This is a genomic window from Rathayibacter sp. VKM Ac-2928 (assembly GCF_022815545.1).
GTDB lineage: Bacteria > Actinomycetota > Actinomycetes > Actinomycetales > Microbacteriaceae > Rathayibacter > Rathayibacter festucae.
The window spans coordinates 100,593-122,421 of record NZ_JALGRU010000005.1 but is presented as its reverse complement, the minus strand read 5'-3'; the positions used below and the strand labels follow the sequence as shown (position 1 = coordinate 122,421).

The following is a 21,829-nucleotide window of genomic DNA, read 5'->3' as shown; positions in this document are numbered from 1 at the left end:
GTCAGGTCACGGCCAGGAGGGCTCCTCCTCGTGGGTGATGACGAGTTCGCGGACCTCGCAGCCGCGGGGCTGGCCGAGGACGAACATCACGGCGTTGGCGACGTTCTCCGGGTCGTTGAGGAGCGCGTCGGGTCCCGGCTTGTACTGGGCGTCGCGGTCGTCGAAGAAGCGGGTCTTCATGCCGGAGGGGATCAGCGTGGTGACGCCGATCTCACCCTTGGTCTCGGCAGCGAGCGCCCGCGTGAAGCCGAGCACGCCGAACTTCGACGCGCAGTAGGCGGTGGCGTCCGAGACCGCCTTGATCGCGAGCGAGGACGCGACGGTGACGACGCGGCCGTGGGTCTCGGTCAGGAAGGGCAGCGCGGCGCGGACGACGGCGGCGGTGCCGAGCAGGTTGACCGAGATCACGCGCTCCCACTCCTCCGGGTCGACGTCGACGAGGCGGCCGCAGCGGTCGATGCCGGCCGCGGTGACGACGGCGTCGAGGCCGCCGTGCTCACGGGCGATCTCGACGACGGCCTTCTCGGCCTCACGGGTCTTGGCGACGTCCACCTGGTAGGCGGCGACGCCCTCCTGCACGTTCGAGACGTCGCGGTCGAGGACGATCGGGGTGCCGCCCGCGGCCGTGACGGCGGCGGCGACGGCGGCTCCGAGTCCGGAGGCGCCTCCGGTGATCAGGACGCGGCCGATGGGGGTGGGGGTGGTGGTCATGGGTGTCCCTTCCAGGATCGTCAGCGCCGACGGGATCGGCGCAGCGGGGCGGTGGTCGGCCGGAGCCGACGCGGTCAGCCGACGCGCGCGAGCGCGGCGGCGAGATGGGTGGTCGAGCGGCCCGCGTGGTACGGCACCGTCAGGACGCGGCCGCCCCACTCGGCGACCGTCGCGGTCTCGGGCAGCGATTCGGCGGAGTAGTCGCCGCCCTTCACCCAGACGTCCGGGCGGATGCGGCGCAGCGCCTCGTCGGGGGTGTCCTCGCCGAAGACGAGGACCGCATCGACGCACTCGAGCGCGAGCAGCAGGTCGACCCGGTCGTCCTCGGGGATGATCGGCCGGGCCGGTCCCTTGAGCCGGCGCACGGAGTCGTCGGAGTTGAGGCAGACGATCAGGCAGTCGCCGAGCGCCCGGGCGGCCGAGAGGGTGCGGGCGTGGCCGGCGTGCAGCAGGTCGAAGCAGCCGCCGGTCGCGACCACGGTGCCGCCGGCGCCGCGGACGGCCTCGGCGACGCGCAGCGCGTCCACTCCGGACGCCCCGTGCAGGGCGGCGGTGTCGGCCGGAGCGCCGAGGGAGGAGACTCCGCCCGCGAGCAGGTAGGCGCCGGCCGCGGCGACGGCCGCGCCGACCGCCTCGGAGGGGGTGGCCCCGCCGGCCAGCGCGACGGCGGCGGAGGCGGCGAAGCGGTCGCCCGCCCCGCAGGGATCGGTCGGCGGCACGGCGGCGGCGGGGTGCACCACCGGCACGCCGGCGCCGCGCGAGCGGACCAGAGCGCCGCCGGAGCCCATCGTCACCGCGACCGCGCCGCAGCCCCAGCGCTCGAGCAGCGTCGTCGCGGCGGTCTCGGCGAGGGTGACGCCGCGGCCACTCGCCCCGGAGAAGCCGGTCGCCTCGCCCAGGTTCGGCGTCGCGAGAGTCGTCCCGGCGACCGGCTCGGTCCCGCGCGGATGCGGATCCCAGACCAGCGGCACGGTGAGCGCGTCGAGGGCCGCGCGGAGCGAGGCGTCCTCGGTGAGCCGGCGGCCGTAGTCCGCGACGACGACCGCGTCGACCTCGCCGAGCGCGGCGAGCATCTCCTCGGTCACGGTCGGCACCGGCGGGCGCTCGCAGCCGCGGTCGAAGCGGACGACCGCCTGACCGGAGGCGGCGACCCGCGTCTTCACGGGCGTCGGCGCGCCGGAGGGCCCGGCGACCACTCGCACGCCGTCGAGGGCGGCGAGCAGCTCGGCCGCATCGGCATCGGCGGCGTCGGCCAGCGCCGTCACCAGCACGACCTCGTGGCCGTCGCGCACCAGCATCCGCGCCACCAGCCCGGCGCCGCCGGCGCGCACCCCGCGGGTCGACACGTCGACCACGGGCACCGGCGCGTCGGGGCTCAGCCGCTCGGCCGGCCCGGAGAGGTCGACGTCGAGCATCACGTCGCCGACCACGGCGATCCGCAGGCGGCTCACGCGGCCGCCCCCGTCCGCACGCGGATCCGGTGCTCGAACGCCCGGCAGAGCGCGTGCACCAGCACGAGCTGCGCCTCCTGCACGTTCGAGCCGTGGCCCTCGAGCGCGATCGACTCGTCGCAAGCCTCGGTCAGCGGGTTCGGTCCGTCGCCGGTGAGCGCCCAGGTGCGGGCGCCGGCCGCGCGGGCCGCCTCGGCCGCGTGCAGCAGGTTGGCGCTGCGGCCGCTGGTCGAGAGCAGCACGACGACGTCGCCGCTGCGGGCGTGCGCGGTGACCTGGCGGGCGAAGACGTGGTCGAAGCCGTAGTCGTTGCCGATCGCGGTGAGGCTCGAGGTCTCGGAGTGCAGCGAGATCGCGGAGAAGGGGATGCGGTCGCCGTCGAAGCGGCCGACCAGCTCGGCGGTGAGGTGCTGCGCCTCCGCGGCCGAGCCGCCGTTGCCGGCCGCGAGCAGCCGGGCGCCGGTGTGCAGGCGGTCGGCCAGCTCGACGCCCCAGGCGACGATCCGGTCGGAGTGCCGCTCCAGCTGCGCGACGACGTCGAGCGCGCGGGCGACGTGGTCGTCGACGAGGCGCCGGGCGGCGTCCGTCGGGGAGCCGGACGGCGTGTCCGTCGGGGTGTCCAGAACGGTGTCGATGCTCATCTGCGCGGGGCCGCCTTCCGGGGGGTGGAGGAGAGGGAGGTGCGAGCGGTGCCGCTCCTGGCGGCATCGCCGTCGCCGAGTCCGGCGAGGGTGGTCAGGTAGGCGCGCTCGGTGTCCGCGGCGACGCGGTCCCAGGAGTAACGGGACTCGACGCGGGCGCGGCCGGCGGCTCCGTAGGCGCGGGCGCGCTCGGGGTCGGCGATCAGCGCGGCGAGGGCCTCGGCGAGAGCAGCGGGGTCGCGCGGCGGCACGTGCACACCGGTGACGTCCTCGACGACCGTGTCGATCAGGCCGCCGACGGAGGAGGCGACCACCGGCACGCCGCACGCCATCGCCTCCAGCGGGGTGATGCCGAACGGCTCGTACCAGGGCGCGCAGATCACGATGTCGGCGGAGCGGAGCATCGCCGGCATCTCGGTCTGCGAGAGCTGGCCCGCGAAGACCACGCGGTCGGCGACTCCGAGGCCCTCGGCGACGCCGTGCAGGCGCTGGTACTCCGGGTCGGCGATGAGCGCGTCGCCCGAGCCGGAGCCGCCGACGACGACCAGCTCGGCGTCGCAGCCGTCGGCCACCAGGCGGGCGAGCGCCTCGATCGCGTGGCCCATGCCCTTGCGGGGCACGAGCCGGCCGATGCTCATCAGCCGGACGCGCGCGGTGCGCTCGGCGACGGGTCCGTCGGGCGTGAAGCGCTCGAGGTCCACGCCGCAGGGCACCACCGAGATGCTCGAGGTCGGCACGCCGAGGCCCTTGAGCTCGAAGGCCTCGTCGGAGCAGGTGGCGACGACGCCGTCCGCCCGCTGGCCGACGCCGGGCTCGAGCCAGGCGCGCTCCTCGGGGCTGGTGTCGAGCGCGCCCTGCTGGCGGCGCTTGACCACGCCGAGCGCGTGGAAGGTGTGGAAGACGGGCACGCGGCGCCCGGTGGCGCGCTCCACCCGCTCGGAGGCGTCGAGCGCGGCGACCCCGGACATCCAGAAGTGGCTGTGCACCAGGTCGGGGCGGGAGTCGAGCCAGTCGTTCGCGAGGTCGACGGCGAAGTCGCCCATGAACGGCAGCAGCTCGTCCTTGGAGACCTTGGCGGCCGGGCCGGCGTCGATGTGCACGACCTCGACGCCGGAGGTGAAGGGCACCCGGCGGGGGAGCGACGCGTCGTCGCGCCGGGTGTAGACGGTGACGCGGTGGCCGCGGCGTGCGAGCGCGTCAGCGAGGGCCGCGACGTGCACGTTCTGGCCGCCGGCGTCCACGCCGCCGAGCGTCGCCAGCGGGCTGGCGTGCTCGGAGACCATCGCGATCGAGAGGGGACGGGGGGTGCTCATCGGGTGCTCCCTTCGCGGGTTCCGGCGGTGGAGAGGGTGCGCGGGGCGGCAGCGAGGTCGCCGAGCAGCTCGTCCCAGTCGCGGTGGAACCGGCCGAGGCTGTAGCGCGCGAGCGCGGCCTCGCGGGCGACCGCACCGGCGACGGCGGCCCGCTCCGGGTCCTCCATCAGCGCACGGGCGGCTGCCGCCAGCGCGTCGAGGTCGTTCGAGACCGCCCCGGCCTCGGGCGGCACAGCGCGGCCGGCCTCCGTGGTCTCCAGCGCCACGACCGGCATCCCCAGGTGCATCGCCTCGAGCAGCGCGAGGCCGAGCGAGGTCCAGCGGAACGGGTGCAGGTAGACCCGGCGGCGGGCCAGCTCCGCGTGCATCGCGCCGGTCTTCACGTCGCCGAGCACGTCGAGGCGGTCGGCGGGCAGCCCGGGCGTCCCGACGAGGCCCTCGGTCTTCATCCCGAAGACGTCCAGCGGGGCGACCGCGGCGAAGCGCGGCAGGAGGTCGGTGCCGGTCACCCGCTGCCGGCGCACCGGCTCGTTGATGACGACGCCGAAGCGCGCGAGCTCGCCGGTGTAGAGGGGGCCGGGGTCGTTGATCCCGTGCTCGATCACCGTGGTGCGCGTCGATCCGGTGTCCCACATCAGCGCGTTGAAGTGCGTGACGTGCACGAGGAGGAGGTCGTCGCGGTCGGCGAGCGGGTGGCGGTTGTCGGGCACGTCGCCGCGGGGCGTGTTGTGCTCGACGTAGACCGCCGGGATCTCGCGGCCGAGCCGCCGCCCGAGCAGGCGCTCCGCCTCGGCCAGCTCGTCGGGGCGCTGGAGGAGGACGACGTCGACGTCGGCGTCGCGCAGCTCCTCCGGTGCGATCTCGATCGTGTTCGGCCAGTCGCGGCCGCCGGTGCCGAGGCCCCAGCCGTCGCGGGCGGGGGTGGTGGGCAGCAGGTACTCGTGGTCGCCGCGGACGAACGCGTCCGCCCAGCCGCCGTGCACGTGCCAGAGCAGGATCCTCATGCGAGCGCCTCCGAGGGTGTCGTGGTGGATGTCGTGGAGTCGCGCCGCGGGAGCGCGCGGAGCCGGTGGGCGGCGGCGACCGCCTCCTCGGCGCTCACCCCCGCCAGGCAGGGGTGGCCGGGAACGGGGCAGACGCGGGCGCGCGAGCCGGCGCAGGCGGCCTGCTGGTCACCGAGCAGCTCGACCGGGACGCCGTAGGGCGCCCAGCGGATCGCCGGGACGACGGGCGCGAACAGGCTGACCACCGGGGTGCCGACAGCCGCCGCCAGGTGCGCCGGCCCGGTGTTGCCGCTGATGACGACCTCGGCGCGGGCGAGCACCTCGGCCGCGCCGGCGAAGTCGGTCGCGCCACCGAGGTCGATGCCGCGGCTGCCCGCGACCTGCGCGGTCAGCGCGCGCTCACCGGGGCCGCCGGTGACGGCGACCGCGACTCCGGAGTCGGCGAGCAGCTCGACCGCGCGCGCCGCGTTCTCGGCGGGCCAGGCCCGCGCGGGAACCGCTGCACCGGGATGCACGACCACGTACGGTCCGACGCCCTCGAGCGCGGCCGGGAGGACGCCTTCGCGGTTCACCCGCAGCAGCCCGTCGTCGCCCTCGGGCAGCGCGAAGCCCGCGGCCGCCGCGATGGCGAGGGCGCGCTCCGGCTCGGGCTGGTCCTCCTCGAGCGTCTCGCCCGGGACGAGCCGCACGTCGAGCAGCGCGCCGGCGAAGTCGACGGAGGCGCCGGAGATCCGCGCGACGCCGGACAGGCGCAGCAGCAGCGCGAGCGGCAGCGGCGACTGGTGGAAGGAGGTGAGGATCACGGCCTCGTCCGGAGCGAACTCCTCGACGATCGACCGCAGCTCCGCCACGAGGGCGGCGTCGACCGGGCGCGAGGCGTCGCCGATCCACGGGCAGGACCAGGTGCGGACCCGCGTCGGCCCCGGCAGCAGCGCCGCGGCGGGCGCGCCCTGCGGTCCGGCGAGCAGCAGCACCTCGGCGTCGGCCGCGATCGCGCGGACGGCCGGTCCGCAGAGCAGCACGTCGCCGGCGCTGTCGAGGCGCGCCACCAGCACGCGGCGGGTCATTCGGCGTCCTCGTCCGGCTGCATCGCCAGCAGCAGCTCGACGGCCTCGAGGAGCGTCGCCGCGCGCAGCGGAGCGGCGGCCACCTCCTCGGCCCGGGTGATCGGGGTGGGCACGAGCACGCCGCGGGCCCCCGCGGCCGCAGCCGCGCCGACGTCCGCGCCGATGTCGCCGATCACCGCGAGGGAGCCGGCGGGCAGCCCGAGGCTCTGCGCGGCGTCGAGCACCATGCCCGGCGCGGGCTTGCGGCAGGCGCAGCCGTCCTCGGGGCCGTGCGGGCAGAGCATCCAGGCGTCGAAGCCGCCGAACAGCTCGTCGACGCGGCGGTTCACGGCGTCGGCCTGCGCGCGGTCGATGATGCCGCGGGCGATGCCGGACTGGTTCGTGACGACGCCGAGCTTCAGTCCCGCCTCGCGGGCCCGCTCGACCGCGTCCAGCGCGGTGGGCATCGGCTCGACCAGTGCCGGGTCGCCGTTGTAGGGCACGTCGATCACGAGCGTCGCGTCGCGGTCGAAGAGGATTCCGCGCAGCCGCGCGGCGCGCGGGGCGGGGGCGTCCTCCGCGGTGCGGTGCGCGGAGCCCGGCTGGATCGAGTCGTTCACCTCTCCCTCGTACCCCCCTCCTCCGGGTTCCAAACGCGGGGGAGGAGAAGTGGTCCGCTCGGGCGCGTCGGAGCCGCGGGACCGCCTGGGCGAGATCCGCGCGTCTGAGGTCGCCGGAGCGGGGTACGGGACCTCCGACAGGAAGGAGGCGCCGTGCGCGCTCTCACCGACCCGGACGGAACCCCGGAGATCCTCGCCCTGCGAGCCCTCAAGCTCGGCGACATCCTCGTGGCCGTCCCCGCCCTGAAGGCGCTGCGCCGCGGCTTCCCCGAGCACCGGCTGATCCTCGCGACCACGCCCTGGCTGGAGCCGATCGTCGACCTCATCGACGGCCTCGACGCCCTCGTGCCGACCCTGCGCGGGCTGGACGATCCGCTGCCGGTCGCGCCCGGGCGCATCGAGCTCGCCGTCAACCTGCACGGCAACGGCCCGGAGTCCCGCGACGCCCTGATCGCGCTCGAGCCCGAGCGCCGCCTCGAGTTCCGCGTGCCCGCTCTCGACCCCGACGCGAGCCACGACGACCCGCGCCCGCTCTGGCTCGACGGCGAACTGGAGCGCGCGCGCTGGGCCCGCCTGGTCAACTCCATCGGCCTCGACGCCGACCCCGAGGACGTCGGCATCGCCGCCCCGGCCGTGCCCGCGCCCGTCGACGGCGCGGCGATCGTGCACATCGGCGCGTTCTACGGCTCGCGCGAGTGGCCGGAGGAGCGCTTCGCCGCGGTCGCGCAGTCGCTGGCCGCCGAGGGGCACCGCGTCGTCTACACCGGAGGCGCGAACGAGGCCGACCGCGCCCGCCGCGTCGCCGAGCTGGCCGGAACGGGCGAGGTGCTCGCCGGTGCGATCGACCTGAGCGGATTCGCCGCGGTCGTCGCCGCGGCCGAGGTGCTCGTCACGGTGGACACCGGTGCCGCGCACCTGGCGTCCGCCTACGGCATCCCGTCGGTCGTGATCTTCGGACCGGCGCCGCCCGAGGCGTGGGGCCCGCCGGTGAGCGGACCGCACGTCGTGCTGACCGACGCGTCGCTGCGCCGCGGCGACGTCTTCTCCTCCGAGCCCGACCCGGCGCTGCTCGCGGTGCGGACCGAGCACGTCCTCGACGCGCTCGCCACCCTGCCCTCGCGCGCCGACGCGCACCTCAGGCGGTCCGCAGCCGCGCCGCAGGGTGGACGGGCGTGACCACGGCGACCGACGCGACCCGCGCGCGGTTCGTGGGCTGATGACTGCGCGACGGGGCGCCGAGGCGGTCGGCGAGCTGCGCGAGGATCCGGCGCTGCAGCCGCGAGACCTGCATCTGCGTGGTGCCGAGCGCGTCGGCGATCTGCTGCTGCGTCATCTCCTCGACGAAGCGCATCCGGAGCAGCTCGCGCTGGCCGTTCTCGAGCTCGGCGAGCGCCCGGGCCAGGCCGTGCCGGCGGTCGATCGCCGCGAGGTCCTCGTCCTCCCCGCCGATCGTCTCGGCCAGCCGGACGCCGGTCTCGCCGACGGTCTCGTCGAGGGAGAGCGGATGCCCGGCCGCGCGCGCGTCGGCGACCTCGGCCGGCTCGACGCCGAGCCGCGCGGCGATCTCCCGATCGCTCGGGTGGCGGCCGAGCTCCTGCGCGAGCTCGTCGGCGACGACGGCCGAGCGGCGGTGCAGCTCCTGCACGCCGCGGGGCGGGCGGATCATCCAGCCGAGGTCGCGCAGGTGGCGCTTGAGCTCGCCGGTGATGGTGGGCACCGCGAAGGCGGCGAAGCTGTCGCCGCGCTCCGGCGTGAAGCGGCGGGCGGCCTTGACCAGCCCCACGTAGGCGACCTGGCGGAGATCCGCGCGGTCGCCGCCGGCGCGGGACACCCGGTTCGCCATCGCCTCGGCCAGCCCGAGGTGGTCGAGCACGATGCGCTCCCGGATGCGGGCGCCCTCGGCGTCATCGGCGGTCGCCGCCGCGTGGAAGAGCGAGAGGGTGCGGGCGTCCTTCTCCTCGCGCGGCGAGGCGGGCTCGCTCGGCGAGTCGGTCGCGGGGGCGAGCGCTGAGAGGGCGGTGTCGAGAACGACCGTGCTCATCGGGACCCCTTTCCGGGCATGCTGGCGCGTCCGGGGCGGCGGGATGCGGCGCGCTCGTCGTCGAGCGGCCCCGGGGGAGAAGCAGTAGCCACAGGCCACCACTGCTCCTCCCGTTGGAGAAGTCCGTTGACTCGGAGCACTGCTTCGCGCTAAGAGCTCCTGCCGCCCGCGAGCCGGATCGGTCCCGCGAGCCGGACCGACGCCCGAGTCGGCCCCCTGTCCAGTCCGGGCGCCGATCCCCGCCCCGCCGCTAGAATCGCCCCGTATGTCTGAGCTCACCCCGCCCTCCGATCGCGCCCACGACGCGCACCCGTTCACGACCGCGACCGGGAGCGACGTCCGCGTCCGCTTCTGCCCGTCCCCGACCGGGACGCCGCACGTCGGCCTCATCCGCACGGCCCTGTTCAACTGGGCCTACGCGCGGCACACCGGAGGCACCTTCGTCTTCCGGATCGAGGACACCGACGCGGCCCGCGACAGCGAGGAGAGCTACGAGCAGCTCATCGACGCGCTCCGCTGGCTGAAGCTCGACTGGGACGAGGGCGTCGGCGTCGGCGGCCCGCACGGCCCGTACCGCCAGTCCGAGCGCAGCGACGTCTACACCGACGTCATCCAGCGCCTGCTCGCCTCCGGCCACCTCTACGAGAGCTACTCGAACGCCGAGGAGATCGACGCGCGCAACGAGGCGGCCGGCCGCGCCAAGCAGCACGGCTACGACAACTTCGACCGCGACCTCACCGAGGAGCAGCGCGCCGCCTTCCGCGCCGAGGGCCGCAGCCCGGCGCTGCGCCTGCGCGTCCCGGACGCCGACCTCTCCTTCGACGACCTCGTCCGCGGCGAAATCACCTTCCCGGCCGGGTCCTTCAGCGACTTCGTCGTCGTCCGCCCCAACGGCCAGCCGCTCTACACGCTGGTGAACCCGGTCGACGACGCGCTGATGCAGATCACGCACGTCCTCCGCGGCGAGGACATCCTGCCCTCGACCGCGCGCCAGATCGCGCTGTACCACGCGCTGATCGACATCGGACTGACCACGTTCGTCCCGCGCTTCGGCCACCTGCCCTACGTGATGGGCGAGGGCAACAAGAAGCTCTCCAAGCGCGACCCCTCCGCCAACCTCTTCCACCACCGCGACCGCGGCTTCATCCCCGAGGGCCTGGTCAACTACCTCGCCCTTCTCGGCTGGTCGCTCACCCACGACCGCGACGTCTTCTCGATCGACGAGATGATCGCCGCCTTCGACGTCGCCGACGTGAACCCCAACCCGGCGCGCTTCGACCTCAAGAAGGCCGAGTCGATCAACGGCGACCACATCCGCCTGCTCGCGGTCGACGACTTCACCGAGCGGACGATCCCCTACCTGATCGCCGCCGGCGTCCTCGAGACCGAGCCGACCGCCGACCAGCGCGCCGTCCTCGACGCCGCCGCCCCGCTCGTCCAGGAGCGCATCGGCCTGCTCGGCGAGGCGCCCGGCATGCTCGGCTTCCTCTTCACCACGGCCGACGCCCTCTCCTACGACGAGGACGCGCTGAAGGGCCTGCCCGCGAACGCCGGCGAGGTCATCGCCGCGTCGATCGGCGCCCTCGAGCTCGTGCCCGAGGGGGAGTGGCTGACCGCCTCGATCCAGGAGGCGCTCGCCGGCGCGCTGATCGAGGGCCTGGGCCTCAAGCCCCGCATCGCCTACGGGCCGCTGCGCACCGCGATCTCGGGCCGCCGCGTCTCGCCGCCGCTGTTCGAGTCGATGGAGATCCTCGGCAAGTCCGAGTCGATCGCCCGCCTCGCCCGCCTCGCCGACACCCGGAGCTGATCGTGGCGGAGGTGCAGGGCGGCCACTACGACGTCGTCATCATCGGCGCCGGTCCCGCGGGACTCTCGGCGGGGCTGAACCTCGTCCGCGCGCGCCGCAGTGTGCTGCTGCTCGACAGCAACCGGCCGCGCAATGCGGCGACCCTGCACTCGCACGGCTTCCTCACCCGCGACGGCGTCTCGCCGCTGGAGCTGCGCCGCCTCGGCCGCGCCGAGCTCGAGCAGTACGACGAGGCCGAGGTGCACAACGCGATGGTCACCGCCGTCGAGCGCTCCGGCGGCGAGTTCGTCGTCACCGCGAAGGGCGTCCGCGGCTCGGCCGACCGCTCGGTGCTGGCGACCGCGGTCGTCGTCGCCGGCGGCCTCTCCGAGCGCCTCCCGACGCTGCCCAGCCTCCGCGCCTACTACGGCACCGCCGTGCACAGCTGCATGGAGTGCGACGGCTACGAGAAGGCCGGCGAGCCGCTGGCCCTGATCGGCGAGACCGCCGACCTCGCCGAGCGCGCCATGCTCCTCTCGCAGTGGTCGACCGACCTCATCGTCTTCACCAACGGCGTCGGAGTCGTCAGCGACACCGACGAGTCGCTCCTGAACTCGATCGGCATCCGCATCGAGCGCCGCCCCGTCGCCGACCTGGTGGGGGAGCGCGCCGTGATGACCGGCGTCGCCCTCGCCGACGGCGATGTGATCCCGCGCACCGGCGCCTTCGTCCGCCCGGTCTGGGTCCCCGTCCTCGACTACCTCGACCCGGCCGGCCCCGAGGTCGACCCCGACGGCTTCCTCCGCGTCGACGCCGGCGGCCGCACCTCTGTCCCCGGCCTCTACGCCGCCGGCGAGGTCACCGCCCCCGGACCGCAGCAGCTGATCGTCGCCGCGGGCTCCGGCGCGCAGGTCGCCTCGGCGATCAACCGCGACCTCGTCCGTGCCCGCCTCGGCGAGGCCGCGCCCGAGTCGGAGGCCCTCGCCGTGCACGATCGCGGAGCCGATTTGAGCGGCGTGCGTCCGTAGGGTACTGTCGTCTCTCGGCGCCGAGTTCCACTCCGGTCGCCGCCTGGTCCCGGCCTCACCGCCGGATGACCATTGGGGTATGGTGTAATTGGCAACACGACTGATTCTGGTTCAGTTGTTCTTGGTTCGAGTCCAGGTACCCCAGCACTGAAGTGCTCGCGAGAGTCGAAGCATCGCCCGGCGTTCGTCGCCGCTGTGGTTCCTCTCGCTGCGATCCCGCCCGTGCGTCCGTTCTTTGCGATCGCGCCGATCCGCCTCGTCGCGCGGCGACCCGAGCGCGGTCCTGCTCTCCGCCCGGCACCTCCGCCCGTCCCGCGCGAACGACCACGCATCCGCCGTCCGGCCGACGCCCGGGAACCCCGTCCATGCCACGATGAACCTGTACATCGCTCAGAAACCCGCCCCGCGCGGGTTCCGAGAAGGGGGTCCCTCGTCCATGAATTCTGATCTGCTCTGGGTCGTCGGCGCCGGCATCGTCGTCGGTGTCGTGCTGCTGCTCGCCATCATCGGCTTCTTCATCTTCCGCGCCTGGTACCAGGTCCCGCAGGCCGACGAGGCCATCGTGATCGTCGGAAAGAAGCAGAAGGGCGACGACGGCCTGACCTCGAACATGACCGTCATCACCGGCGGCGGCGCGTTCGTCAACAAGCTGACCCAGCGCTCCGACCGCATCTCGCTGCGGTCGCGGCAGATCAAGATGGAGCCGGTCGCGCAGACCAAGAACGGCGTCACGATCCACCTCGCAGGCGTCGCCCTCGTGAAGATCGGCTCCACGCCCGACCAGGTGCGCGCCGCCGCCGAGCGGTTCGCCTCGCAGGACCAGTCGATCGACGTCTTCACCACCGAGCAGCTCGAGGGCGCGCTGCGCGGCGTCGTCGCGAAGCTCAGCGTCGAGGAGGTGATGCAGGACCGCCAGAAGCTCGGCGACGAGATCGCCGAGGGCATCAAGGGCGACCTGCTCGCCCAGGGCCTCGTCCTCGACTCCTTCGCCATCCAGGGCGTCACCGACCGCAACGGCTACATCGAGGCGCTCGGCGCGCAGGAGATCGAGCGCGTCCGCCGCGAGGCCGACGTCGCCCGGATCAACGCGGCCCGCGAGGTCAAGGCCCGTCAGCTCGCCACCGACGAGGCGAACCTGATCGAGCAGACCGCCTTCGACAAGAACACCGCCGCCTCCAAGTCCGAGGTCGGCCGTGCCAACGCCGAGGCCGAGCAGGCCGAGAACCTGGCCCGCGCCGAGCGCGAGCAGGCCGTCCTCGTCCAGCGGGCCGAGAACCGGCAGGCCGAGCTCGACGCCGACGTCAAGCGCGTGGCCGACGCCGAGAAGTACCGGCGCCAGACGGAGGCCGACGCCGACGCCTACGGCCGAGCGAAGAAGGCCGAGACCGACCGCCAGGTCGCGCAGCAGGTGTCCGACGCCGAGGCCTACGCCGTCCAGCGCCAGGCGGAGGCCCGTCAGGCGTCGGCTGCGGCCGAGGCGGCGGCGGTCAGCGCCCGCGCCGAGGCGGAGGCCCACGCTCTGCGCGCCAAGGCCGGCGCCGAGGCCGAGGCCCTGCGCGCGAACGCCTCCGCCGAGGCGGAGGCCATCCGCACCAAGGGTGAGGCGAGCGCGGCCGCGATCCAGGCCGAGGCGGAGGCGCTCCGCGAGAACCAGGAGGCGATCCTGGGCCGCGAGCTCATCGGCCAACTGCCGTCCCTGATGGCGGAGTTCGCGAAGGGCTACCAGAACGTCGGCACCATCACCCTGATCGGAGGCGACACCGCGGCCACGCACATCGCCCGCGAGCAGGCGGCGAGCCTCACGGCCACGTTCGACAGCGTCAAGTCCGCGACCGGCGTCGACCTCGGAGCCATCCTGCAGGGCCAGGCCTTCGGCCGGGGCGTGGCCTCGACCTCGGCCGCCGAGCCCGCCCCGTCGGCCGATCCCACCGCCGTCCCCTCGACGAGCTGACCCCCGGGGCCGCCCGCCCTCGACGCGGGCGGCCCCGACCTGCCCCGCCCCCGCCGCTGCCGCCGCATCGATCCGTCACCAACGGCTGCCTCGACGGTCTCCAGACGACCCTCCGCGCCGGGTCGATGCGCCCTCCTGCGCACCGAGCACGCGGAGGCCGATCCGTCCACTCCCGGTGCGCTCCGCAGCTGCGACGTACGCTGGCGCGATGAGGCAGGGTCGGACGCGCGGGTTCGGCCTCGCGGCCCTCGCCCTGACGGCGGTACTCCTGCTGGCCGGCTGCAGCGGCGACTCCTTCCGCGCCGACTTCACACGCACCTTCGCCACTGACGAGGCGGTCGCCCACGTCGAGCTCGCGACGGTCGAGGACATGCCGTTCACCGGCGGCGTCAGCGCCGAGATCGTGGCCCGCGGGGACCTGTCCGACGCCGACCTGACGTCCCTCGCCGAGCGGTTGGCCGCCTTCGCCGCGAAGCGCCCGACGGGTGACGTGCGGATCCTCCTCGACGCCGACGACCTCACCCTGCCCGTGTCCGGCGACGAGGACCTCACGTCCGGCCGGATCGCCGCCGCCCTCGCGCTCCGGGACGACCCGCGGGTCTCCTCCCTCGCCCTCGCGGCCGATGACAGCGAGGACCGCGTGAGCGGCCTGAGCCTCTTCCTGGCGGAGCAGGCGACCGCCGACGACGCCTTCGCGCTCGCCCGCGACGCCCCCGCGCTCCTCCCCGATGCCCCGCCCCTGCACGTGAGCGTCCAGAGCGCCGACCGCTCGCTGCTCGTCACCGGCACCCCGGGCCCCTGGCTCGACGACGCCCAGCGCCTCTGGTCCGCGATCTCGGCCGCCGTCCCCACCGCTGGCTTCCGCGCCGCCCCCGACCACCTCGCCGTGACCCTGACGAGCGACGCCGACCGCGCCGCGGCGACACTCGCGGCCGCCGCGGTCCCCAGCGGCGCGACCGCCGTCACGTTCTCCGGCCCCTGACCGCCGAGGACGCCACTCCGTTCGCTGCCCATCACGCAGCGCACGCCAGAATGACGCTGACCGGGCCGACCACGGTCAAAACAGTCCTGATTTCGGTACTCTTTTGGCAGAGGAGGGCGAGATGGGATATCGCAGAGACCTGTGGGAGTTGGCCGCCGCGCGGAGCGGCGTGGTGACCATCGCGGAGGCGGGGGATGCCGGCGTTCCGGCCGTCGAGGTCCGGAAGCTCGCTGCTCGTGGGGCGCTCCGGGCGCACGGCCAGGGTGTGTACACGCACCGCGACGTGCCGACGACCCGGGTCACCCAGCCGGCGATCGCCGTCGCGCTCGCGGGGGAGGGTGCGTTCCTGCATCGGGAGTCCGTGCTCGATCTGCTGACACTCGGGCAGTTCAATCCGCCGAAGGTGCGCGTGGGCACCCGCCGCCGGGTTCGGCGGGCTCTGCCGGACTGGCTCGATCTGCAGAACCGGACCGACCTCTCCGACCACGAGCTCACCCGCTACGAGGGTGTCCCGGCGACGACCGTTCGGCGAGCGCTGGAGGACATGGAGCACCGGATGCCGCCCGACCGCTGGTCCGCCCTGGTCGAGGAGGCAGGGCGGCGGGAACTGGTCGAAGACCAGGAGGTCAGGACGTGGAAGGCAGCGGCGCGATGACGGCGGTGCCTCCGCTGAACGTGACACAGCTGAACGAGAGACTCGCGCAGTCGGCGAGCGAGCTGGGGATCCCGGTAGCGCGTGCACGGGTGATGCTCTGCACGCTGATCGTGTCGCAGATGCTTCCCGACTCCGTCGCGGTGAAGGGTGGAATGGGTGTGAAGCTCCGCTTCGGTGAGCGCGGCACTCGCGCCACCTCGGACTTCGATGTCTCCACCCGTGACCGCGGGGAGGAGTTCGAGCGCGACTTCCGCTCGCGTCTGGCCGAGGGGTGGGGCGCGGTTCCGGCGTCCCGGGGCGAGCAGCGCCGCGACCCGGATGCGCCACCCCGTGTGGCGTTCACCGCGACGGTGCGCGCCGTCAGGCTCCACGATCCAGGGCTCACCCGCCCCGAGTACGTGATGCACCCTTACCGGGTATCGATCGCTTTCCTCGGCAGTTCTTGGGGTGCCCTCGACGTCGAGGTGTCCGACCCGGAGACGGAGCCGGACGGACACCTGCCTTTGAAGATCGACGACGAGCTCGTGCGGTTCGGGGCCGCCTTCGGCTTCGGTGATCTGCGGCCCGTCAGGGTGGTCGGTCTCGAATACCAGATCGCGCAGAAGCTCCACGCCGTGACCGACCCCACCTGCGTGCGGGCGCACGATCTGGTCGACCTGCAGCTGCTGTGGGAGGCCGGTCCCGATCCGGCGCTCGTCCTCAGCCTGTGCGTCCGGACCTTCGGCTGGCGACGTCGACAGCCGTGGCCGCCTCTCCCTCTGCGGTCCATGGACGGCTGGGGGTCCGCCTATCAGGACGCTCGTGCGGAGACGGAGGTCGGTGGTCGGACTCCGGTTGTGCCGACAGCCGATGCTGCGAGGACCTGGCTGACCCGGATCCTCGAGGAGGTCGCCGGCTGTGGCGACACTGATGGGTGAGCTGATGACCTCGGACCCCGCTCAGAAGTAGCGCGCCAGGTGCGCGCGGAGCGCTTCGTCGCAGACGTACACGTAGGTCCCCTTGATTCCGCGGGTGAGCAGCACCGTGTAGATGTTGCGGACGTAGGCGAGCAGGTCCTCGTCGCTGTAGGTGATGCCGAGCTTCTTGTTGTTCTCGCGGCCCTTCTTGTCGAAGGAGTGCGCGCGGTCGAAGACGATGCGGCCCGAGGCGGTGTCGTAGCGCAGGTCCCGGCCGATGATCACTCCGGTGTAGTTCAGGTCGTAGCCCTGCACCGTGTGGATCGAGCCGACCTCGTCGATCGCGCCGGCGGAGTTGATCCAGTCGCGCTGCGTCTGATTCCAGCGGAGCGATTCGTCGCCGATCACGATGTCGAAGGCGCCCTTGTCCGTCTTCGTGACCCACTTCCACGCATAGCCGGCGACCAGGCGCGAGAGGCCGTGCTCCAGGTCACGCTGAACCACCTCCCGCCGCAGCTCGCTCGGATCGTCGAAGAAGCGCAGGTCGTACCCGCCGAAGTCCTCGCGATGCTCGGGAGGCTCGTCGGACAGCACTGCGCGCACGTAGCCGACGTAGTCCTTGTCCGCGGCGATGCGCATCTGCGAGCGGAGCGGGTAGAGCCGACCCGCGGCCGACGCTTCCGCCAGCACCCCGCGGGTGACCCGGGCGGGCAGGTCCGCCGGGCGCACGGTCTGCGCGGTGTCCAGCATCAGGATCGTGTGCCGGCTCTGCGCGCGGATCCAGTCGAGCTGCGTGTGCTCCAGCGAGTCCTCGCCGAAGAGGTGCTCGTTGATGTCGATGAACTTCCGGTTGAGCGGCCCCGACGGCTGGTTCGCGCGCTGGCTGAGCCGGTGCGCCTCGTCCACGAGCAGCAGATCGAACGGCTCGTGGCTCTCGCCGACCTGGAACGGCGTCAGCACGAGCTCCTTCGACAGTCCCGGCGTGAGCGTGAAGACCCGCGAGATGGATCCGCGCAGCGACTGCTGCGGCACGACCAGGCCGACCCGCAGTGTCGCGAGCAGCTCGGCGTGCCCCGGGGTGAAGAACTCGCTGAAGACGGAGTCGGCGTCCAGCGGCTCCTCCGGGTCGTGCCGGCGGATGTCCTGCAGGAGCTTCAGCAGGTAGATGGCGATGACGGTCTTCCCGGTGCCCGGGTCGCCCTGCACGACGACGGTGCTCCGCTCGCCGGACTCGAGGTCGGCGAACAGCCCCTCGAGGATGTCCTCGACGGCGACGGCCTGATCGTGGTTGAGCGCCTTGAACGGCGACAGCTTGAAGAGGTCGCTGTTGACGATCTCCGGGAGGGTCCGCTGGAAGAGGTGCTCCCGGGTGCGGAGCACCTCGAAGACCTCGTCGAACGTCTCGCGGTACGACGCGCGGTCGAAGTAGTCGGCGTCGGTGATGCCGGCGTTCTGATTGAGAACCGTCAGACGTCCCTCGCCGGCGAGCATCCGCAGGAGGAACGACTCGAGATCGAGGCAGGCCGACTTGTTGAACGTGTCGTCGAAGACCACCCGCACGCGATCGAGTCGGCTCTTCGCCGGCGAGTCCAGGTGCTGGCGCAGCCGCGCCTCCGCGTTCAGCGACTCGCCGACGTAGACCTCCGAGGCGCTGTCGAGGACGTACACGACGGGCCAGTTGCGGTGGCGAGGGTCGGCGGCTCCCCACACGCGCACCCGGTCCGCCTCGAACGGGAGCCGCTCGAGCTCAAAGCCGGTCATGCTTCTCGCTCCGGCCCCGCGCCTTCTCCACCGGGTACTTCGCGCGCGTCTTCTCGAGCTTGTCGAGGACGATCGCGCCGGGATCGACCCCGAGCCGGTCGGCGAGGAGGAAGCAGTACGTCAGGACGTCCGCGAGCTCCTCGACCGCCGCCGGGAGGTCGCTCCCGCCCCACTGGAAGCACTCGAGCAGCTCGCCCGACTCGATGCTGATGCTCTTCGCGAGGTTCTCCGGCGAGTGGAACTGCGCCCACTCCCGCTCCCGGACGAAGGCGCGGAGGGCGTCGAGGACGTCGTCATCGGACATGGCTGCCAACCTACAGCGGTGCTCCCGATACCCCCTTCCTCCGACGAGAGGTGTCCCGCCGCCGCCCCGGTCATCGGACCGTTGTGGCCCCGTTCCGCGCCCACTCGACTCTCGGTCCGTCGCCGACCGGACCCGAACGGGGCCCCGCGGCGACGCCGGGCCGCGTTCCGCGTCCGGTCAGCCGAACTCCTTGCGCATCTGGATCGACGTCGGCTCGTAGCCGAGCGACTTGTACAGTCCCCGCGCCGTCGTGTTGAAGCCGAAGACGTTGAGCGCAAGCGCCCGGTAGCCGCGCGAGCGGGCGTGCTCCTCCGCCAGCAGCATCGCCGCGCGGCCGAACCCGCGGCCGCGCTCCGACGGGTCGACCTCGACGTCCCAGATGTAGGCGACGCCCTCGAGCTCCTGCGGGTGCGGGCCGACCCAGATCACGCCGACCGGGCGTCCCTCGTCGAGGATCCGCAGCAGGTCGTGGCCCGGTGCGAGCACTCCGCCCGGGAACAGCCGCTCGTCGTTCGCGTCCGCGTTCCGTAACGCCGCGGCCTCGTCGTCGCCCGCGCGCATCCGGTCCGCGACGTAGGACGCGCGCTGGACGGACATCCACTCGGCGAGTTCGGCGAGCGGGAACGGTGCGAGCGACACGGGCATGCCCCCACGCTCGCACACCCGCCGCGCAACATCAGCTGAGACGGGTGGGCCTCGCCCCACAGGGGAGGCCCACCCCTCTCAGCTGATGTTGCGCGCGGCTCCGGCGCCGAACCGCGATCAGGAGCGGTCCGCGCCCTCGTTCTCCGCCGCCGCGGTCTGCTCCGCGTGCTTCTTCTTGCCGAAGCGCGTCGCCAGGAACAGCAGCGTGCCCACGATCACGTAGCCGGCGGTACCCAGCCAGACCACGCCGGTCTGCTGCGTCAGCAGCACGACGCTCGCGATGATCGCGAGGATCGGAACGACCCGCGGCACCGAGAAGTGCGGGTGGTCGACGCGGTCCTTCTTCAGCACCAGCACCGAGATGTTCGCCGAGATGAAGACCAGGAGCAGCAGGAGCACGGTCGTCTCGGCCAGCGTGCCGACGTCGCCGATCAGGCTGAGCAGCATGGTCACGCCGCCGACGACGACGATCGAGACCCAGGGGGTGCGGCGGTTCGGCAGCACGCGGCCGAAGGCGCTGGGCAGCAGACCGGAGGACGCCAGTCCGAACCCGACCCTGCTCGCCATCACCATGAACAGCAGCGCGCCGTTCGCGATCGCGATGAGCGCGATCAGGCCGAACAGCCACGGCGGCACCGCCACGCCGCTGGCCGCGACCACGTCGAGCAGCGGGCCGGTCGACTCCGCGAGCTCCTCGTTCGGCAGCACGATCACCGCGCCGAGGGCGATCAGCAGGTAGACCACGGCGGCGGTGATCAGCGCGCCGAACAGCGCCCGCGGATAGACCTTCGAGGGATTGCGGACCTCCTCGGCCATGTTCGCCGCGGCCTCGAAGCCGAGGAAGGAGAAGAAGGCGACGATGGATGCGGCGAACGCGCCCTGCAGCGGCGCGACCTCCGGGTTGAACTCCAGGACGCGGCCGGCGTCGCCGTTGCCGCCGCCGAAGAAGATCGCGGCGCAGACGATCACGATCACGAGTCCGCTGACCTCGATCACCGAGGCGACCAGGTTCGCGGTCAGCGACTCCTTCACCCCGCGCAGGTTGATCAGCGTGAGCACCGCGATGAAGACGATCGCGGTCGGCACGGGCGGCACGTCGAGCAGCGCACCGAGGTAGTCGCCGGCGAAGGCGTTGGCGAGGGAGGCGGCGGTGGTGATCCCGGACGCCATCATCAGGAAGCCGACGAGGAACGACAGGTAGGGCTTCCCGAACGCCCGGTCGACGTAGCGGGCGGCGCCGCCGGCGTGCGGGTACTTGGTGATCAGCTCGGCGTAGGTGCCGGCGGTCAGCAGGGCGATGACGAGCGCGATCAGCAGCGGCAGCCAGATGACGCCGCCGACGTCCGCGGCCATCGTGCCGACGAGCGTGTAGATGCCGGCGCCGAGCGTGTCGCCGACGATGAAGGCGAAGAGCAGCGGGCCGGTGATGACCTTCTTCAGCGACCCTCCGCCCTTCGCGGGGGCACTGGCGGCGGCGTTCGTCGTTTCGGTCATCCGGTGATTCCAACGAGAACGAGCGCCAGGCGCAACCCCTGCCGCGAGATCGCTGCGTGATTTCTCATGCTCGAAACACGCGGCCCCTCCCGCCGTGCGCCACGATGGGCCCACGCCCCGCGACGGATCGAGGACCCCCTGCACGACATCGCCCCGCGTCCCGGTCTGCCCGAGCGGCTCGGGCGCCTGATCCGCCTCCGCACCGTCTCCGCCGAGCTCGAGAGCGTCGACGAGGCGCTCGCGCTGCTCCGCGAGCTCTACCCCCTGACTCACGAGCGTCTCGAGCCCGAGCGGATCACCGACCGCGGACTCCTCTACCGCTGGCCGGGCCGCGACTCCAATGCGGACCCGCTGGTCCTGATGGCGCACCTGGACGTGGTGCCGGTCGAGGACCCGGCCGCCTGGACGCACCCGCCCTTCGGCGGCGACATCGTCGAGGGCGCCGTCTGGGGCCGTGGCGCCCTCGATGACAAGGGCCCGCTCGTCGTCGTGCTCGAGGCGGTCGAGAACCTGCTGTCCGCCGGCGTCGTGCCGGCCCGCGACGTCCTGCTGGCCCTCGGCGGCGACGAGGAGGTGCGCGGGGCATCGGCCCGCGCGATCGCCGAGACGCTGCACGAGTGCGGGATCGTTCCCTGGCTCGTGCTCGACGAGGGCAGCGCCGTCGTCGAGGCGCCGCTGCCCGGAGTCGTCGGGCCGGTCGCGATGATCGGCGTCGGCGAGAAGGGCCTGCTCACGCTCCGGCTGACCGCGCGCTCCGCCGGCGGTCACGCCTCCGCCCCGCCGCGACTCACCGCGGTCGGCCGGCTGGCGCGGGCGATCACCCGGCTCACGCCCTCGACCTTCCCCGCCCGGGTCCCGGAGGCGCTGGCCCGCGCGCTCGCGCTCCTCGCCGACCGAGCACCCGGCGCCCGCGGCGCGCTCTACCGGCTGCTCGGCGCCCGGCCGCAGCTCGCCGCGCCCGTGCTCGCGGCGCTCGGCGGCGAGACGGCAGCCCTGGTCCGCACCACGATCGCGCCGACGATGCTCCGCGCGGGGACCGCCGACAACGTGCTCGCGGCGGAGGCGTCCGCCGTGCTGAACCTGCGACTCGCCCCCGGGGAGACCGCGGCCGGGGCCGCCGAGCGCGTCCGCCGGCGGATCCGCGACCGCGAGGTGACCGTCGAGGTCGTGCTGGGGGAGGACCCGTCGCCGCAGTCGCCGAGCGACGGCGCCCCCTTCGCGGCGCTGCGGGCGGCGCTGGCCGTCTCGCACCCCGAGGCGGCGGTCGTCCCCTACGTCATCAACGCGGCGACCGACTCGCGCCACCTGCACCGCTTCGCCCCCGCGGTGTATCGCTTCGCACCGCTCCTGATGACGAAGGAGCAGCGCGCCGGGATCCACGGCGTCGACGAGCACGCCGACATCGCGGCCCTCGAGCGCGGCGAGCTCTTCCACCGCGCCCTGATCACCGGGCTCGACGCGTGAGGGCCCGGTGAGCCGCAGGCCGCGCAGGCGCCGGGT

20 protein-coding genes and 1 tRNA gene are annotated in these 21,829 nt (G+C 73.5%); 9 read left to right on the top strand and 12 right to left on the bottom strand.

Annotated features, from left to right (window positions below; genetic code table 11):
- Nucleotides 1-6 precede the first annotated feature (6 nt).
- The 7 genes from MT350_RS17810 to MT350_RS17780 form a co-directional block, all read right to left on the bottom strand.
- Entirely contained in the window at nucleotides 7-711 is a 705-nt protein-coding gene (locus MT350_RS17810; RefSeq protein WP_127887118.1) for an SDR family oxidoreductase, read from the bottom strand.
- A 74-nt stretch (nucleotides 712-785) separates the two neighbouring features.
- Nucleotides 786-2,153, bottom strand: a complete 1,368-nt coding sequence (locus MT350_RS17805; RefSeq protein WP_243616402.1) for a PfkB family carbohydrate kinase — start codon at nucleotides 2,151-2,153, stop codon at nucleotides 786-788.
- A gap of 5 nt (nucleotides 2,154-2,158) precedes the next feature.
- Nucleotides 2,159-2,803 carry an SIS domain-containing protein gene (locus MT350_RS17800; protein WP_243616344.1) on the bottom strand — a complete coding sequence of 215 codons (645 nt, stop codon included), beginning with the start codon at nucleotides 2,801-2,803 and terminating at the stop codon, nucleotides 2,159-2,161.
- A complete protein-coding gene (locus tag MT350_RS17795) occupies nucleotides 2,800-4,116 on the bottom strand; it encodes a glycosyltransferase (RefSeq protein ID WP_243616343.1) in 1,317 nt (438 codons plus the stop codon). The genes MT350_RS17800 and MT350_RS17795 overlap by 4 nt, the downstream gene beginning before the upstream one ends.
- Entirely contained in the window at nucleotides 4,113-5,120 is a 1,008-nt protein-coding gene (locus MT350_RS17790) for a glycosyltransferase (protein ID WP_243616342.1), read from the bottom strand. Before MT350_RS17790 ends, MT350_RS17795 begins: the two co-directional genes overlap by 4 nt.
- Nucleotides 5,117-6,187, bottom strand: coding sequence for a glycosyltransferase family 9 protein (locus MT350_RS17785; protein WP_243616341.1), 1,071 nt, complete (start codon nucleotides 6,185-6,187; stop codon nucleotides 5,117-5,119). The genes MT350_RS17790 and MT350_RS17785 overlap by 4 nt, the downstream gene beginning before the upstream one ends.
- Nucleotides 6,184-6,786 (bottom strand): HAD family hydrolase, encoded by a 603-nt coding sequence (locus MT350_RS17780; RefSeq protein WP_308197296.1) that lies wholly within the window; start codon nucleotides 6,784-6,786, stop codon nucleotides 6,184-6,186. Before MT350_RS17780 ends, MT350_RS17785 begins: the two co-directional genes overlap by 4 nt.
- Nucleotides 6,787-6,939: 153 nt before the next feature.
- On the opposite strand from MT350_RS17780, the gene MT350_RS17775 reads away from it, so the two are divergent.
- On the top strand, nucleotides 6,940-7,962 hold the full coding sequence (locus MT350_RS17775; RefSeq protein WP_243616340.1) for a glycosyltransferase family 9 protein: 1,023 nt from the start codon (nucleotides 6,940-6,942) through the stop codon (nucleotides 7,960-7,962).
- Here the strand turns inward: MT350_RS17775 and MT350_RS17770 are convergent.
- Nucleotides 7,922-8,827: a sigma-70 family RNA polymerase sigma factor gene (locus MT350_RS17770; protein WP_243616339.1), complete on the bottom strand. Its 906-nt coding sequence runs from the start codon at nucleotides 8,825-8,827 to the stop codon at nucleotides 7,922-7,924. The two genes, MT350_RS17775 and MT350_RS17770, sit on opposite strands and share 41 nt — an antisense overlap.
- A 265-nt stretch (nucleotides 8,828-9,092) precedes the next feature.
- Here MT350_RS17770 and gltX point away from each other — a divergent pair, with 265 nt between their 5' ends.
- The 7 genes from gltX to MT350_RS17735 all read left to right on the top strand — a co-directional run bounded on the left by gltX (nucleotide 9,093) and on the right by MT350_RS17735 (nucleotide 16,146).
- A complete protein-coding gene (gene gltX / locus MT350_RS17765) occupies nucleotides 9,093-10,634 on the top strand; it encodes a glutamate--tRNA ligase (protein ID WP_127887112.1) in 1,542 nt (513 codons plus the stop codon).
- A gap of 11 nt (nucleotides 10,635-10,645) precedes the next feature.
- Nucleotides 10,646-11,641 (top strand): NAD(P)/FAD-dependent oxidoreductase, encoded by a 996-nt coding sequence (locus MT350_RS17760; protein WP_374204636.1) that lies wholly within the window; start codon nucleotides 10,646-10,648, stop codon nucleotides 11,639-11,641.
- Between the two features lie 73 nt (nucleotides 11,642-11,714).
- Nucleotides 11,715-11,786, top strand: a tRNA-Gln gene (locus tag MT350_RS17755).
- A 291-nt stretch (nucleotides 11,787-12,077) separates the two neighbouring features.
- On the top strand, nucleotides 12,078-13,592 hold the full coding sequence (locus MT350_RS17750) for an SPFH domain-containing protein (protein ID WP_123733991.1): 1,515 nt from the start codon (nucleotides 12,078-12,080) through the stop codon (nucleotides 13,590-13,592).
- A 208-nt stretch (nucleotides 13,593-13,800) separates the two neighbouring features.
- Complete coding sequence (locus MT350_RS17745) at nucleotides 13,801-14,574, top strand: hypothetical protein (protein ID WP_243598611.1); 774 nt, start codon at nucleotides 13,801-13,803, stop codon at nucleotides 14,572-14,574.
- 172 nt (nucleotides 14,575-14,746) lie between these two features.
- Nucleotides 14,747-15,229: a hypothetical protein gene (locus MT350_RS17740; RefSeq protein ID WP_243616338.1), complete on the top strand. Its 483-nt coding sequence runs from the start codon at nucleotides 14,747-14,749 to the stop codon at nucleotides 15,227-15,229.
- Entirely contained in the window at nucleotides 15,208-16,146 is a 939-nt protein-coding gene (locus MT350_RS17735) for a nucleotidyl transferase AbiEii/AbiGii toxin family protein (RefSeq protein WP_243598613.1), read from the top strand. Before MT350_RS17740 ends, MT350_RS17735 begins: the two co-directional genes overlap by 22 nt.
- A gap of 21 nt (nucleotides 16,147-16,167) precedes the next feature.
- On the opposite strand, the gene MT350_RS17730 is transcribed toward MT350_RS17735, so the two are convergent.
- The 4 genes from MT350_RS17730 to MT350_RS17715 all read right to left on the bottom strand — a co-directional run bounded on the left by MT350_RS17730 (nucleotide 16,168) and on the right by MT350_RS17715 (nucleotide 20,329).
- Nucleotides 16,168-17,886, bottom strand: coding sequence for a DUF2075 domain-containing protein (locus tag MT350_RS17730; protein ID WP_243598614.1), 1,719 nt, complete (start codon nucleotides 17,884-17,886; stop codon nucleotides 16,168-16,170).
- Nucleotides 17,873-18,190, bottom strand: coding sequence for a nucleotide pyrophosphohydrolase (locus tag MT350_RS17725; protein WP_243598615.1), 318 nt, complete (start codon nucleotides 18,188-18,190; stop codon nucleotides 17,873-17,875). Before MT350_RS17725 ends, MT350_RS17730 begins: the two co-directional genes overlap by 14 nt.
- Before the next feature lie 177 nt (nucleotides 18,191-18,367).
- Entirely contained in the window at nucleotides 18,368-18,835 is a 468-nt protein-coding gene (locus MT350_RS17720) for a GNAT family N-acetyltransferase (RefSeq protein WP_243598616.1), read from the bottom strand.
- A gap of 117 nt (nucleotides 18,836-18,952) precedes the next feature.
- Nucleotides 18,953-20,329, bottom strand: coding sequence for an APC family permease (locus MT350_RS17715; protein WP_243598617.1), 1,377 nt, complete (start codon nucleotides 20,327-20,329; stop codon nucleotides 18,953-18,955).
- Nucleotides 20,330-20,395: 66 nt separating this feature from the next.
- Between MT350_RS17715 and MT350_RS17710 the strand changes: the two genes are divergently transcribed.
- Complete coding sequence (locus MT350_RS17710) at nucleotides 20,396-21,793, top strand: M20/M25/M40 family metallo-hydrolase (protein WP_243598618.1); 1,398 nt, start codon at nucleotides 20,396-20,398, stop codon at nucleotides 21,791-21,793.
- Nucleotides 21,794-21,829: the final 36 nt, after the last annotated feature.